At 73.1% G+C, this 14,523-nt stretch carries 13 protein-coding genes; 5 read left to right on the top strand and 8 right to left on the bottom strand.

Features of this window, described 5'->3' with window-relative positions:
- Positions 1-73: 73 nt before the first annotated feature.
- Positions 74-1,405 carry a serine hydrolase domain-containing protein gene (locus tag HL663_RS01395; protein WP_173026717.1) on the top strand — a complete coding sequence of 444 codons (1,332 nt, stop codon included), beginning with the start codon at positions 74-76 and terminating at the stop codon, positions 1,403-1,405.
- Between the two features lie 28 nt (positions 1,406-1,433).
- Here the strand turns inward: HL663_RS01395 and HL663_RS01390 are convergent, their stop codons facing one another.
- Positions 1,434-2,555, bottom strand: a complete 1,122-nt coding sequence (locus HL663_RS01390) for a YihY/virulence factor BrkB family protein (protein ID WP_216842647.1) — start codon at positions 2,553-2,555, stop codon at positions 1,434-1,436.
- Positions 2,556-2,697: 142 nt separating this feature from the next.
- On the opposite strand from HL663_RS01390, the gene HL663_RS01385 reads away from it, so the two are divergent.
- The 4 genes from HL663_RS01385 (at position 2,698) to HL663_RS01370 (ending at position 5,571) form a co-directional block, all read left to right on the top strand.
- The gene (locus HL663_RS01385; RefSeq protein ID WP_173026716.1) at positions 2,698-3,342 is read left to right on the top strand and encodes a hypothetical protein; all 645 of its coding nucleotides are present in this window, start codon (positions 2,698-2,700) and stop codon (positions 3,340-3,342) included.
- A 311-nt stretch (positions 3,343-3,653) separates the two neighbouring features.
- Positions 3,654-3,878 carry a hypothetical protein gene (locus HL663_RS01380; protein WP_173026715.1) on the top strand — a complete coding sequence of 75 codons (225 nt, stop codon included), beginning with the start codon at positions 3,654-3,656 and terminating at the stop codon, positions 3,876-3,878.
- 67 nt (positions 3,879-3,945) lie between these two features.
- A complete protein-coding gene (locus HL663_RS01375; protein ID WP_173026714.1) occupies positions 3,946-4,569 on the top strand; it encodes a DUF47 domain-containing protein in 624 nt (207 codons plus the stop codon).
- A 6-nt stretch (positions 4,570-4,575) separates the two neighbouring features.
- Positions 4,576-5,571, top strand: coding sequence for an inorganic phosphate transporter (locus HL663_RS01370; protein WP_286175845.1), 996 nt, complete (start codon positions 4,576-4,578; stop codon positions 5,569-5,571).
- Here HL663_RS01370 and HL663_RS01365 read toward each other — a convergent pair.
- From HL663_RS01365 to HL663_RS01335, 7 genes are all read right to left on the bottom strand, one after another.
- Entirely contained in the window at positions 5,544-6,659 is a 1,116-nt protein-coding gene (locus tag HL663_RS01365; RefSeq protein ID WP_173026713.1) for a type IV toxin-antitoxin system AbiEi family antitoxin domain-containing protein, read from the bottom strand. The two genes, HL663_RS01370 and HL663_RS01365, sit on opposite strands and share 28 nt — an antisense overlap.
- 213 nt (positions 6,660-6,872) lie before the next feature.
- Positions 6,873-7,649: a phosphate ABC transporter ATP-binding protein PstB gene (pstB, locus tag HL663_RS01360; RefSeq protein WP_173026712.1), complete on the bottom strand. Its 777-nt coding sequence runs from the start codon at positions 7,647-7,649 to the stop codon at positions 6,873-6,875.
- Positions 7,650-7,710: 61 nt separating this feature from the next.
- A complete protein-coding gene (gene pstA / locus HL663_RS01355) occupies positions 7,711-8,637 on the bottom strand; it encodes a phosphate ABC transporter permease PstA (protein WP_173026711.1) in 927 nt (308 codons plus the stop codon).
- Positions 8,634-9,653, bottom strand: coding sequence for a phosphate ABC transporter permease subunit PstC (gene pstC, locus HL663_RS01350; RefSeq protein WP_173026710.1), 1,020 nt, complete (start codon positions 9,651-9,653; stop codon positions 8,634-8,636). Before pstC ends, pstA begins: the two co-directional genes overlap by 4 nt.
- Positions 9,654-9,763: 110 nt before the next feature.
- On the bottom strand, positions 9,764-10,888 hold the full coding sequence (pstS, locus tag HL663_RS01345; RefSeq protein WP_173026709.1) for a phosphate ABC transporter substrate-binding protein PstS: 1,125 nt from the start codon (positions 10,886-10,888) through the stop codon (positions 9,764-9,766).
- Between the two features lie 342 nt (positions 10,889-11,230).
- Complete coding sequence (locus HL663_RS01340) at positions 11,231-12,175, bottom strand: NUDIX hydrolase (protein WP_286175843.1); 945 nt, start codon at positions 12,173-12,175, stop codon at positions 11,231-11,233.
- Positions 12,176-12,186: 11 nt separating this feature from the next.
- Positions 12,187-14,499 (bottom strand): RNA degradosome polyphosphate kinase, encoded by a 2,313-nt coding sequence (locus tag HL663_RS01335; protein WP_173026707.1) that lies wholly within the window; start codon positions 14,497-14,499, stop codon positions 12,187-12,189.
- Positions 14,500-14,523 lie beyond the last annotated feature (24 nt).

Below are 14,523 nucleotides of genomic sequence, written 5' to 3'. Positions count from 1 at the left end.
GGTGCGCCCCGTCGCCCCGGTAGACGGCAGGGGCGGCAGCCCGCCGCGACCCACCACCGACCGAGGGGACCCGATGACCACCACCCGCCACGTCCGTCGCCTGCGCACCGCCCTCGCCCTCGGGGCCGTCGGCGCCCTGACCGTCGCCGGCGCCTCCGGTGCTGCGAGCGCCGCCCCCGCCCCGGTGGCCGCCGCACCCTCCGGCGCCGCCTCCGCCCCGGCCGGGGACGACCGGGCGGCGGCCCGGGCGCGCCTGGACCAGCGGCTCGAGGAGCTGACCGCCGCGGGGGCCGTCGGCGCCGTCGCCCACAGCCGCGGCGCGACCGGTCGGGCCTGGGAGGGTGCCGCCGGCGTGCGCACCATCGACGCCGCCCGTCCGGCCCGGCCCGGCGACACCGCCCGGGTCGCCAGCGTGACGAAGGCGATGGTCGCCGTGCTCGCGCTGCAGGAGGTCGACCGCAAGCGCTGGAGCCTCGAGACGACGGTCGACGACGTCTGGCCCGGCCTGCTGCCCGGCCACGGCGACGTCACCCTCGAGCAGCTGCTCAGCCACCGCAGCGGCCTGCCCGACTACATCCTGCCGCTGCTCGGGGACGCCGAGACCGGCACGGAGCTCGTCGACGTCCTGACCCGCGACCGCACCGACCGGCAGCTCGTGCGGGCCGGTCTCTCGCAGCCGTGGCTGTTCGAGCCCGGGACCTCCTACGGCTACTCGAACACCAACTACGTCGTCGTCGGGCTCATGCTCCAGCGTGCCACGCACCGCTCGGTCGGCTCTCTGCTGCAGCAGCGGGTCTTCCGGCCCGCCGGGATGCGCGACGCCCGCTTCCCCACGACCGGGCGGACCTTCGCCGGGCCGGCGCACATCGGCGACTACGCGGTGCTCGAGCGGCCCTACCTGCTCGACGGCACGAGCTCGAGCGTCTTCTCCTCGGCCGGCGCGGTCGTCGCGAGCGCGGCCGACATCGGCGCGTTCTACCGCTCCCTCATGGCCGGGAAGCTCGTCTCGAAGAAGTCCCTGGCGCAGCTGCTCACCCCGCGCACCACCGAGCCGATCGCCTACGGCCTGGGCATCTACCGGGCGAGCGACCCCTGCCCCGACGCGTCCGGGCGGTACGGCACGCTCTACGGCCACGACGGCGCGTCCTTCGGGACGATCACGCTCGTCTTCACCTCGGCCGACGGCACCCGGCAGGCGAGCGTGGCCTTCGGCGGGCGCCAGTACACGGCGGACGCCCCGACCCTCCCGGCGGCCAACCGGGTCCTCGTCGACGCCCTCACCTCGACCTGCGCGCGGCCCGTCCCGCCGGCCGCCGCCCAGCGCACCCTCGGTGAGCTGGACCGCATCTCGGCCGACGTCGACGCCCGCGCCGAGCGCCTGCCGGAGGCGCTGACCGCCCGCTGACCGCCCGCCGGGGGTGCCCGTCGCCGGCTCAGCGGCGGCGGGCGCCCTGCGAGGGGAGCGGCTCGAGCTCGACGGAGTCGGCCCGCTCGTCGTGCGGCCGGGGCTCGGGGACGCCGCGCCGCAGCCGGCGTCCGGCCCGCACCCGCTCGTCGAGCTTCTCCTTGGCCTTCTCGGCGCCCGAGGCGTCCTTGAGCGGCAGCTGGACGGTGTGCTCGGCCTTGATGCCCGCCTCGAGCTCGCGGACCCGCTCGAGCTCGGCGTCGACCTCGGCGCCGAAGAGCAGCGCGAGGTTGGTGATCCACAGCCAGAGGAGGAAGACGACGATGCCGGCGAGCGAGCCGTAGGTCTTGGCGTAGGAGCCGAAGGTCGTCACGTAGAAGCCGAAGCCGATCGAGGCGACCAGCCAGAGCCCGATGGCGACCGCCGCCCCGACCGACACCCAGCGGAAGCGGGGCTGGCGCACGTTGGGCGTCCAGTAGTAGAGGACCGCCACCATGACGACGACGACGCCGAGCATCACCGGCCACTTGGCGACCGTGAAGACCGTGACGGTGGCCGTCTGGAGCCCGATCCGGCTGCCGACGACGTCGGCCAGCGGCCCGCTGACGACGAGCCCGACGAGGACGAGCCCGGCCATGACGACGAGGCCCAGGGTGATGAGCACCTGCTGCGGGCGCAGCTTCCACACCGGCCGGCCCTCGGGCACCTGGTAGACCCGGTTGAGCGCCCGCCCGAAGGCACCGACGTAGCCCGAGGCCGAGAAGAGGGCGGTGCCGATGCCGAGGACGAGCGCGAAGCCGGCGCCACTGGCCCCGACCATCGAGCGGATGGGGCCCGACAGCTGGTCGGCGGCGTCGCCCTGGCCGAGCTGACGCACGACGTCGAGCAGGGCCTGGGTCGTGGACTCGCCCTGCCCGAAGACGCCCAGCAGCGAGACGAGCGCGAGGAGCGCCGGGAAGACCGCGAGGACCGAGTAGTACGTGAGGGCCGCGGCGAGGTCGGTGCACTGGTCGCGCTGGAACTCGGCGAAGGCGGCCTTGGCCGTCGTGCGCCAGCCGCGCCGGCTGACCTCGGTGGGGGAGTCGGGGGCCCGGTCGCGGCCGGCCCCGGGCTCGCGGCGGGCGCTCGCGACGGGTGCGTCGGTGGCCATGGTCGTCCTCCGGGGTGCGGGAGTGCCCGGCGGGCACGGCGGTCCCTCCAACCTAGCCGGGGCGGTCGGCATCGGCGCTGGTGAGGGCGGTCGGATGGACCACCGCGCCGCCGCGCCCGGCTCGGGGTGCGAGACTGCCGGGATGACGAGCGACGGAGGACGCCCCGTACCGCGCCGGCCGGTGCGCTTCGGCCCCGACGCGCTCGAGGCCCACGGCGGCACCTCGCCCGGCCCGGCCGAGACGACGGAGATGGCGCACCAGACCGCGGCCATCCTCGTCGGGGCGGGCCGCGCCGCGCACGACCCGCAGGTCACCTCCCGCCTCGTCTCGCTCGTCGACGACCTCGGGCTCTCGACGGTCGCCGACCTGTGGTCCGCCCGGCCCGGGCGCTCGCTGCCCGGGGCGCTGTGGCGGCTCTACGCGCTGCGCGAGTGGGTGCGCCGCAGCCCCGAGGCCGCGAGCCGCGAGTACGCCGCCGGCATCCGGTTCACCGACGTCGCGCACGCCGTGGCGGGCATCGCGGAGCCGCCCGAGCCCGCCGAGCTGATGCGCGTCGCCGACCAGATCCTCGCCGGGGTGTTCGACGGCGACCTCGCCGTCGCGCTCGAGCGGGCGTCCGCCTTCTGCGCGGTCATCGCCGCCGGCCGCGCCGACCTCGCGAACGACCACGACGTCCTCGACCCCCTGTCGGCCACCGACCTCACCCGCAGCGGCGCCGCGCTGCTGGCCACGGGCGAGGACCTGCGGGTCAGCGCCCGCCTCTGGCGCACCGGCGAGCTGGACTGAGGCCCGACCGGGATCCCGCGGGGACCCGCTCGGCCCCGGGGCGTTCACTTCCCCGAGGATCGGTTCCCCCGTCGGGAACATCCCGGGCCGGGGCACGCGTTAGTGTCTCTCGTGGGTGCCGGGCCGCGGCAGCCCCGGGTCCCAACATCAGCCGCTACGAGCGGCCACGCGCCGTGAGGCGCTCCCGGTCCGGCACCCACCTCATCGTCCGCGGCCCGTCCTCGACCCCTAAGTGCGCCGCCCTCGACGCCGCGGCCCCCGACATCGTCGGCGTCCGGCCGCGGCGGCGCGTTTGCCCCTACGGTGGCCGGATGAGCCCCGACGACCCGCTGACGGACGACGAGCTCCAGGAGGAGATCACGCTCGTCGGAGCGCTCGTCATCGAGGCCACCGCGAGCGACGGCCCGATGGACCAGGAGCACATCGACGCCATCCTCGGGGTCGACGGGGCGCAGACGCCGCCGTCGGACGCCGACGACGCGCACGGTGATGCCGCGGGTGACGACGACGCGGCCGCTCGGGATCCGGGGTCCTGACGCACGGGGGCGGGTCGGGGCCTAGCCTGTACCCGAGCACCAGGCCGCTTCCCGGGAGACCTTCATCGTGGGCTTTCGCCTCACCCCCTCGGACCCCTCCTTCTTCGCGCTGTTCGCCGACTCGGCCCGACAGCTCGTCGAGGGCGCGGGGGCGCTGACCGCGCTCCTGGCGGCCGACGCCGACGAGCGCGGGGTCATCCTCGAGCAGATGCACGAGATCGAGGCCGCCGCCGACGACGCCACCCGGGCCATCGTCCGCAAGGTCGGCGGGTCCTTCGTCACCCCGTTCGACCGCTCCGACATCCACGCCCTCGCGGTCGCGCTCGACCAGTGCGTCGACCTCATGGAGGCCGCGGTCGACCTCATCGTCCTCTACCGCGTCGACGAGCTGATGCCGCGCGTCGCCAAGCAGGTCGAGGTCATCTCGCGGATGGCCGAGCTGACCCTCGACGCGATGCCCCGCCTGCGCTCCCTCAAGGAGATGGACGCGTACTGGGTCGAGATCAACCGGCTCGAGAACCGCGCGAACAAGCAGTACCGCCGGATGCTCGCCGAGCTGTTCAACGCCAAGAAGGCCGACCCCCTGACGGTCATGAAGCACAAGGACATCATCGACGCGCTCGAGGCCACCGCGAACGGCTTCGAGCACGTCGCGATGACCGTCGAGGCGATCGCCGTCCGGGAGTCCTGACCCGTCGTGGAGTGGTGGCCCGCGGCCCTCGTCGTCGTCCTCGCGATGGCCTTCACGTACACGAACGGCTTCCACGACTCCGCGAACGCCATCGCGACCTCCGTCTCGACGCGGGCGCTGACGCCCCGGATCGCCCTCGTGCTCGCGGCCGTCATGAACCTCGCCGGTGGGTTCGTCGGGGTGCGCGTGGCCGAGACCGTCGGCGGCGACATCGTCTCGGTGCCGACCGGGCCGACGGGGATCGTCCTGTGCGTCGGGGCGCTGCTCGGCGCGACCGGCTGGAACCTGCTCACGTGGTGGCGGGGGCTGCCGTCGTCCTCGACGCACGCGCTGATCGGCGGGCTCGGCGGGGCGGCGCTCGCGGCCGGCGCGACCGTCAAGTGGGACAGCATCCTCGACAAGGTCGTCGTCCCGATGGTCGTGTCGCCGGTCGTCGGCCTCGTCGGCGGCTTCGCGTTGATGACGCTCATCCTCTGGGTGTTCCGGGGGGCGCGGCCGGGGCCGGCGCAGCGCGGCTTCCGGTACGCGCAGACGGTGTCGGCGGCAGCGATGGCGTTCGGCCACGGGATGCAGGACGCGTCCAAGACCGCCGGCGTCGTCGTGCTCGCGCTCGTCGCGGGCGGGCACCGGGGCGCCGACGAGTCCTCCGTCCCGTGGTGGGTGCTGGCGCTGTCGGCCGTGGTGCTCTCGCTCGGGACGTACGCCGGCGGCTGGCGGATCATCCGCACGCTGGGGCGCGGCATCATCCACCTCGACCCGCCGCAGGGGTTCGCGGCGGAGGCGTCGGCGGCGTCCGTGCTCTGGGTGGCGACGATGACCGGGGCGCCGGTCTCGACGACGCACGCGATCACGGCGGCGATCACCGGCGCCGGGGCGACGCGCTCGGCCAAGGCGGTGCGCTGGGGCGTGGCGCGCTCCATCGTCATCGGGTGGGTGCTGACCTTCCCCGGCGCCGGCCTCGCCGCGGCCCTCGTCTACGCCCTGCTCTCCCCCCTCACCTGACCCCTCGTCCCCACGACCCGACTTATTGCGAGTTGTGTCGCTCGACGCGCCGGTGTGAGGCCGGGAAAGCGGTCGAACTCGCAATCAGTCGCAGGGATGCCGCAGCAGGTGCACCGGAGCAGCGCCCGGTGCGGGGTGACGGCCGCGGCGCCGACGGCGCGGTGCCAGCGCGCGACCACCGCCTGGGGCCTGGCGATGCGCTCCGCCGACGTCCACCGCACCACCTGGAGCCCCACCGAACGGAGGGACTCGGCGCGGTCGTGCGAGTGCAGCAGCCGGGCGGCCACGTCCGTCGGGGCATCGCCGAGGCCGAGCTCCGGGTCGCCGAGGAACTTCCCCCGGCCGTCTGCCTCGCCCACGACCCCGAGTTCGGCCCACGCCACGTCGACCCGGGCCAGCCACTCGCCGTCCAGGCTGAACACGTCGACCTGCGGTACACCGAGCGGCATCCCCCACCCGTGCAGCGTGACGGCGGAGGCCGACTCGAGCCAGCTCTCGCGCCGGGGGTCGGCGAACGCGAAGACGGCGTCGGCGCCCGTGACACCCGGCCAGCGCCGTTGCCCACGCCGCACCGCCACGAGCTCGTGCGACGTGCAGTGCCCGGCGCGCAGTGCAGCATCGGCGACCGCCACCGCGTCGGGCCGATGGAGGGAGCGGGCGCAGTCGACCACCGTCCGCGGCACCGTCGTCAGCGGGACGTCGGCGACCAGGGTGCGTTCTGCGTCCGGGAGCTCGCCGTGCCGCAGGTCGAGCCAGGCGTGACGGCTGGTGGTCGAGGTGTCCTCCACGGTGAGGACGGCCTGGTGCAGACCCTGCTGCGGGAGGGGGAGACCGTGCAGGCCGGCGGCGCTGTGGTGGCTCGTCACGTGCCCCGGGTGGGCGCGATGAGCAGCGGCGGCGAGTCCCAGCTGCTGCTGCCACGGCGGCGTCCCGTTCCACCCGTCCGCCACGGCGTACAGGCCCCGGTGCACGCGCGTGAGCACGCCGCGGCCGACCTCGCGGGTCACCTGGTGCCGGGTGATGCCGGCGGCAGCGGCGTCGTCGAGGAAGAAGGGCTGGGGCAGCGCGGTCAGGTCGGGGAGCAGCATCTGGACGATGCTGGGACGTGGGCCCGACCGTCACCAGACGCCGCTGGACATCTGTGGATGACGCTCGGCGACCCGGCAGCCTGTGGACGGCGCCGTGTCATCCCCACTGATTGCGAGTTCCGCCGCCCGACGCGCCGCGCGAAGGCGTGTCGAGCGGCGGAACTCGCAATAAGTCGGGAAAGCCCGGGAGGTGGGGGTGGGTGGCGCGGCGGGTCAGCCGAAGCGGCCGCTGATGTAGTCCTCGGTCGCCTTCTCGGTCGGGTTGGAGAAGATCCGCTGGGTGTCGCCGACCTCGACGAGGCGCCCGGGCTCGCCGGTCGCCTTGAGGTTGAAGAACGCCGTCTGGTCCGAGACCCTGGCCGCCTGCTGCATGTTGTGCGTGACGATGACGATCGTGTACTCGGACTTCAGCTCGTTGACGAGGTCCTCGATGGCCAGCGTCGAGATCGGGTCGAGCGCGGAGCACGGCTCGTCCATGAGGAGCACCTGCGGGTTGACCGCGATCGCCCGCGCGATGCACAGCCGCTGCTGCTGACCGCCCGAGAGGCCGGCGCCGGGCTTGTCGAGCCGGTCCTTGACCTCGTTCCAGAGGTTGGCGCCCTTGAGCGAGGTCTCGACGACCTCGTCGAGCTTCTTCTTGTTCTTCAGCCCGTTGAGCCGCAGCCCGGCGGCGACGTTGTCGCGGATCGACATCGTGGGGAAGGGGTTCGGCCGCTGGAACACCATGCCGACCGTCCGCCGCACGGCGACGGGGTCCATCGAGGAGGCGTAGAGGTCCTGGTCGTCGAGCATGACCGACCCGTTCACCCGCCCGCCAGGGATCACCTCGTGCATCCGGTTGAGCGTGCGCAGGACCGTCGACTTGCCGCAGCCGGAGGGGCCGATGAAGGCGGTGACGGAGCGGGGCTCCACCGTCATCGTCACGCCCTCGACGGCCTTGAAGTCGCCGTAGTAGATGTCGAGGTCCTTGACGTCGATGCGCTTGGCCATGGTGTGGGTGTCTCTTTCGTCCCGGGTGGGTGGTCGGGGGGGCGTTGGGGGAGAGGGGGTTTCAGCTCTTGACCTTGCTGAACCGGCCGACGAAGCGACCGAGCAGGTTCAGCAGGAAGATCAGGAGGATGAGGGTGAGCGCCGCGCCCCAGACCCGGTCGAGCGCCGGCTGGAGGTTCTCGCTGCGGCTCTGGTTGATCATCGTCGGCAGGGTCGCCATGTTCGTCGCGAACAGGTCGGTGACGATGACCGGCGTGTACGGCCCGAGCACGAGCAGCGGAGCCGTCTCGCCCATGACGCGCGCGATGCCGAGCAGCACGCCGGTGACGATGCCCGAGAACGCCGTCGGGAGAACCACCTTGAAGATGGTCTTCCACTTCGGCACGCCGAGGGCGTACGACGCCTCGCGCAGCTCGTTCGGCACGAGCTTGAGCATCTCCTCGGTCGAGCGGACGATCGTCGGGATCATCAGCAGCACGAGCGCGAGGCACACCGCGAAGGCGACCCGCTGGAAGCCGAACGTCGTGACCCACAGCGCGTAGACGAACAGCGCGGCGACGATCGAGGGGATGCCGGTGAGGATGTCGACCATGAAGGAGACGGTGCGCGCCAGCCGGCCCCGGCCGTACTCGACGAGGTAGACCGCGGTCATGATGCCGACCGGCACCGAGATCGCGGCGGTCACGGCCGCCTGGATCAGCGTGCCCTGGATGGCGTGCACGGCACCGCCGCCGACCCGGCGGTCGGTGATCCCGGACTGCGAGTTCGTCCACCACTGCGACTCGAGCAGCATCGAGCCGCCCTTGAGGGCCGTCGAGACGAGGATCCAGACGAGGGGGATGACGCCGAGGGCGAACGCCGACCACATGACGATGCGGGCGAGGTTGTCGCGCAACGCTCGTGACCCCGACTTGGGACCGAGGGCGGGCGGCGCGGCCGGGGCGGGGCTTCCGCCGCGGCGGCCGGCCTCGAGCTCGATGGTGCTCATTCGGTGAAGGCCTTCCTGCGCTCGATGATGAGGCGGGCGATCGCGTTGACGACGAAGGTCAGGACGAAGAGGACGAGCCCGGCGGCGACGAGGGCCCCGGTGCTCGTGGCCGAGTTCGCCTCCTGGATGCCGAGGGCGATCTTCGAGGCGAACGTCGCGCCCCCGTTGAAGATCGAGGACGAGAACGCCGAGCCCTCGTTGAGCGCCGACAGGAGGATGGTGACCGCGAGGGTCTCGCCCAGGGCCCGCCCGAGGCCGAGCATCGCGGCGCTGATGACCCCCGGCTTGCCGAACGGCAGGACGGCGGTGCGGATCATCTCCCACTGCGTCGCGCCGAGGGCGAGGGCGCCCTCCTTGTGGGGGGTCGGCACCTGCGCGAACACCTCGCGCGAGATGGCGGTGACGATCGGGAGCACCATGATCGCGAGGATGACGCCGGCGAACGCGAGCGTGCTCTTGGCGCTCGGTCCGTCCTCGGACTCGGCGAAGAAGGGGATCCAGCCGAGCGCCCCGTCGATGACGCTCGCGACGGGCTCGAAGTACTGCCCGGCGATGGTCAGCCCCCAGAAGCCGAAGACGATGGAGGGGACGGCGGCGAGCAGGTCGATGGTCGCCGCGGCCGGCCGCGAGAGCCAGGCCGGCGCGTACTGCGTGATGAAGAGGGCGATGGCCACCCCGAGCGGCACGGCGATGGCCATCGCGATGACCGAGGTGACGACGGTCGCCCACAGCAGGTCGACGATGCCGAACCGCGGGTTCGCGCCGGCGGTGCTCCACTCGCGCGATGTGAGGAAGTTGGCCTGGTTGGCCTGGAGGGCCGGGACGGCCTGCGCGACGAGGAAGACGCCGACGAGCGTGACGAGGGCGATGACGAAGACACCGGAGGCCGTGGCGGCCCCGCCGAAGAGCCGGTCACCGAGGCGACCGGTGCCGGCGCCGTCCCCGTGGAGCGGTGGGCGTCCGTCGGGTCCGGGCAGCTCGTCGGCGGCCGAGCGGCCGGTGATGGAGGTCGACACGGCTTCCTCGCAGTTCTCTCGTCGGATGGTGGTCGTGCCGGAGGGGGCGGGCCGGTCGGGCCCGCCCCCTCGCGGTCAGGTCAGCGGCCGCGGCCGCCGGCCGATACTGGTCAGGACAGGGCCTCGATGGCGGCCTCGACCTTGGTCTGGACCGAGCTGGGGAGCGGGGCGTAGCCGATCTCCTCGAGGCTCTTCTGCACGTCCGCGGAGGCGAAGTGCTTGAGGAAGGACTTGATGTTCTTGCCCTTCTCGGCGTCCTTGTTCTTGGAGCAGACGATCTCGTAGGTGACGAGGAGGATCGGGTAGGCGCCGGCCTCCTGGGTCGCGTAGTCGAGCTTGAGGCGCAGGTCGTTGCCCTCGCCGTCGGGCTGGGCGGCCTCGACGGCCTTGCCGACGGTCTCGCCGGTCAGCTCGACGGCGCCGGCGCCGTTGTCGACCTTCGCGACACCGAGGTCGTTGTCCTTCGCGTAGCTCCACTCGACGTAGGTGATGCCGCCGTCGGTGGACTTGACGCCCTCGGCGACACCGGCGGACTTCTCCTTGCCCTCGCCCGTGCCGGTCCACTTCTTCGCCGGCTCGGCCGTCCAGCCACCGTCGGAGGCGGCCGAGAGGTACTTGGTGAAGTTCTCGGTCGTGCCCGACTCGTCGGAGCGGAAGAAGACCTTGATGGCGGTCGACGGGAGGGTGACGCCGGAGTTGACCGCCGCGATCTTCGGGTCGTTCCAGGTGGTGATCTTGCCGGCGAAGATGTCGGCGGCGACGGCCGGCGTCAGGGTGAGCGAGTCGACGCCCTTGACGTTGAACGCGATCGCGATCGGACCGGTGACCATCGGGAGGTTCCAGGCGGGGGAGCCGCAGGTCTGCGCGGCGGCGTCGGACTCGACGATCCCGTCCTTCTCCTCGGTCTTCAGCGCCGAGTCGGAGCCGGCGAAGTCGACCTGGCCGGCGATCATCTGCTTGATGCCCGCGCCGGAGCCGGTCGGGTTGTAGTTGACCTGGGCGCCGGTGCATGCGGCCTTGTAGGAGGCGGCGGCCTCGTCGAACGCGTTCTTCTGGGCGGAGGAGCCCTCGGCGTTCAGGGTGCCGTCGAAGCAGTCCGCGGTGGCGGCGGAGCCGCTCGAGCCGCTGCCGGCGGTGGCGCCGGTGCCCGCGTTGTTGTCCGAACCGCACCCCGCAAGGGCGATGGAGCCGACCAGGGCGATGCTCGCGAGCTGGCCGAAACGGAGGGTCTTCACTGGTGTGCCTCTCGGAGGTCAAGGGAGTCGTGGTGCCGGACATCGATGTCCGACGCTGAGGACGGTAAGGAGGCCGGGTGACGCCGTGGCCCGTCACCGGTGAACGGGGCGTGAACAGCACCCGAGCATCGGCCGACGGGTTGGTCAGGCCACGGGGACGGGTGCGTGTCGCGGGCGACGACGACGCCCCGGGACGCCCCCGCACCGCCCTGCGAACGTGTGTGAAGGACGTCGGCATGACGACGTTCTTCACACACGTTCGCGATGGGGGCGCGGGTGGGGTCGGGCTCCGGGGTGGGGTGGGCCGCGGATGGGGTCGAGCTTCGGGGTGCGAGGTGCGGGTCAGGGCAGGTGGCGCTCGACGGCGACGACGCGGGCCGCCGCCCCGGTGCCGGCGACGTGCAGGACGAGGGCCTCGCCCTTGACGAGCTTCGCGTCGGCCGCCGCGAGCAGCAGCGCCCGGTCGGCCGCGGAGGCGTCCGCCGCCAGGGGCGCGAGCACCTCGAGCACCGCGGGGAGCACCGGGCCGTGCGAGCAGAGCACGGTCGGCCGGCCCGCCTCGAGCAGGCGCAGGACGCGCCGCGGGGCCTTCGTGGGGTCCTCCTCGAAGCCCTCCTCCGACAGCCCGCCGCGGGTGCGGACGCCGAGCCCGGCCGAGTCGGCGAAGGGCGCCACGGTCGCGACGCAGCGCACGGACGGGGAGCTGACGACCCGTCGGGGCGCGTACGCCGCGAGCACCCCGACCAGCGCCGAGGCCCGGGTCACGCCGGCGGCGTCGAGGGGCCGCAGCGTGTCGTCGCCCCCGGACCACGCGCCGCGCGCGACGGCGCGGGCGTGCCGGACGACCACGAGCGGCCAGGTGTCGAGCGAGCCGGCCTGGTGGTGGCGGACGAGGGCGCGCAGCTGCTCGCGGTCGCGGGCGTAGTCGAGCCGGTCGTGGGCCTCGCGCGGGTCGAGCCACGCGACGTCGTCGATCTCGTTGACCAGCTCGCCGCTGCCCCCGACGACGCGCGCCGCCCAGTAGCGCACCACCTTGTCGGCGGGCCGGCCGTCCTTGTCGAGCATCGTGTACCGGGCCTCGGGCAGCGGCACCCCGAGGCGCACCCGCAGCCCGGTCTCCTCCTCGGTCTCCCGGGCGGCGGCCGGCGCCCACTCCTCGCCGGCGTCGAGCTTGCCCTTGGCCCAGGCCCAGTCGTCGTAGCGCGGGCGGTGCACGAGGGCCACCTGCAGCGCGTGGCCGCGCACCCGCCAGGGGAGGGTCCCGGCGGCCGGGATCGTCGTCGGCACGGCGGCGCCGATCAGCGGCGCCGGGCCTTGCGGCGGCGCTTGGCGTGCATCTCGACGAGCGCCGACTGCAGGTCCTCGAGCGGCTGGCCCTCCTCGTCGAGGTGGTGGCGCGTCCATCGACCGTCGGGCCCCAGCGCCCAGTGCGAGTACTTCTCTGCCGCACCGCGTTCCATGAGCGAGCGCAGGTCGTCGATGTGCCGCGGGTCGGTGAGCCGGACGAGTGCCTCGACGCGGCGGTCGAGGTTGCGGTGCATCATGTCGGCGCTGCCGATGTAGACGAGCGGGTCGCCCCCGCCGCCGAAGAAGAAGATGCGCGAGTGCTCGAGGAAGCGCCCGAGCACCGAGCGCACCTCGATCGACTCGGACAGCCCCGGCACCCCCGGCCGCAGCGCGCAGATGCCGCGCACCCACAGCTGCACCCGCACGCCGGCCTGCGAGGCGCGGTAGAGGGCGTCGATGATCTGCTCGTCGACGATGGAGTTGACCTTGAGGCCGATGTAGCCGCTGCCCGGCTCCGCGCGCTCGTGCTCGATCTCCTGGTGGATGTGCGCGACGAGGCCCGAGCGGACCGAGCGCGGCGCGACGAGGAGGCGGCGGAACTTGCTGCGCGGGGCGATGCCCGACAGCTGGTTGAACAGGCGGCTGAGGTCCTCGCCCACCTGCTCGTCGTCGGTGAGCAGCCCGAGGTCCTCGTAGAGGCGCGCGGTCTTCGGGTTGTAGTTGCCCGTGCCGACGTGGCAGTAGCGGCGCATCCCCTCCGCCTCCTGGCGGATGACGAGGCAGAGCTTCGCGTGGGTCTTGAGCCCGACGATGCCGTAGACGACGTGGACGCCCGCGTGCTCGAGCTTGCGGGCCCAGGAGATGTTGTTCTCCTCGTCGAAGCGGGCCTTGATCTCGACGACCGCGAGCACCTGCTTGCCGGCCTCGGCGGCGTCGATGAGGGCGTCGATGATGGGGCTGTCGCCGCTCGTGCGGTAGAGCGTCTGCTTGATCGCGAGGACCTTGGGGTCGGACGCGGCCTGCTCGAGCAGCGCCTGCACCGAGGTCGAGAACGAGTCGTACGGGTGCTGGAGCAGCACGTCCTGCTTGCGGATCGAGGCGAAGATGTCGCGCGCCTTGGCCGACTCGGTCGGCGCGAGGTCGGCGTTGGTGCGCGGCACGAACGGCTCGAAGTGCAGCTCGGAGCGCTCGAGGTCGGCGATGACGTTGAGCGCGCGCAGGTCCAGGGGCGCGGGCAGCCGGTAGACCTCGGTGCCGTTGACCCCGAGCTCGCGGACGATGAGGTCGAGGACGTGGTCGTCGATGTCCTCCTCGACCTCGAGGCGCACCGGCGGGCCGAAGCGGCGCCGGGTCAGCTCGCGTTCGAGCGCGGTGAGGAGGTTCTCGTTGTCGTCCTCCTCGACCTCGAGGTCCTCGTTGCGCGTCACCCGGAAGGTGAAGTGCTCGCGGATCTCCATCCCCGGGAAGAGCTGGTCGAGGTGCGCCGCGATGACGTCCTCGAGCGGCACGAACCGGGTGTCGTACATGTCGGCGAGCGGGGACTCGTCCGGCCCGGGCTCGACGCGCACGAGCCGCGGGAGCATCGGCGGCACCTTGACGCGGGCGAAGTGCTCCTTTCCGGTGCGCGGGTTGACGAGGATGACCGCGAGGTTGAGCGAGAGGCCCGAGATGTACGGGAAGGGGTGCGCCGGGTCGACGGCCAGCGGGGTGAGCACGGGAAAGAGGCGCGAGGTGAAGACGCCGCCCAGCCGCTCGCGCTCGTCGTCGGAGAGGGCGTCCCAGTGGACGATCGTCACGCCCTCGGACTCCAGCGCCGGGCGCACCTGCTCGGCGTAGACGCGGGCCTGCATCGTCATCAGCTCGTGCGCGACGAGGCTGATCTGCTCGAGGACCTCGCGCGGCTCGAGGCCGGACGCCGAGCGCACGGCGATGCCCGTGGCGATGCGCCGCTTGAGCCCGGCGACGCGGACCATGAAGAACTCGTCGAGGTTCGAGGCGAAGATCGCGAGGTAGCGCGCGCGCTCGAGGAGCGGGACGTTGTCGTCGGCCGCGAGCTGGAGGACACGCTCGTTGAACTGCAGCCACGAGATCTCGCGGTCGAGGAAGCGGTCGGCGGGCAGGCCCTCGTCGTCCTCGGGCTCGGCGTGGTGCGCGCCGCGGACGAAGCGACCGTTGGCGCTGCGCGGCTGCTGCCGGGTCTCCGTGGCCGAGGCGCTCGCGATGGAGACCTCGCTGACGATGGCGCCCTCGGCCGACGCGTCGGCCGCGGCGTCGCGCGCCGTCCCGCCCTGCTCCTCGACGTCCACCGCCGTCTCGTCCGTCATGCGTCCATCCTGTCAGGTCCGTGC

Origin of the sequence: Arthrobacter sp. NEB 688, assembly GCF_013201035.1 — a bacterium.
In the GTDB taxonomy this organism is placed as follows: Bacteria; Actinomycetota; Actinomycetes; order Actinomycetales; family Dermatophilaceae; genus Phycicoccus.
The sequence above is the reverse complement of the archived record's forward strand: the minus strand, read 5'-3'. Positions and strand labels throughout refer to the sequence as shown.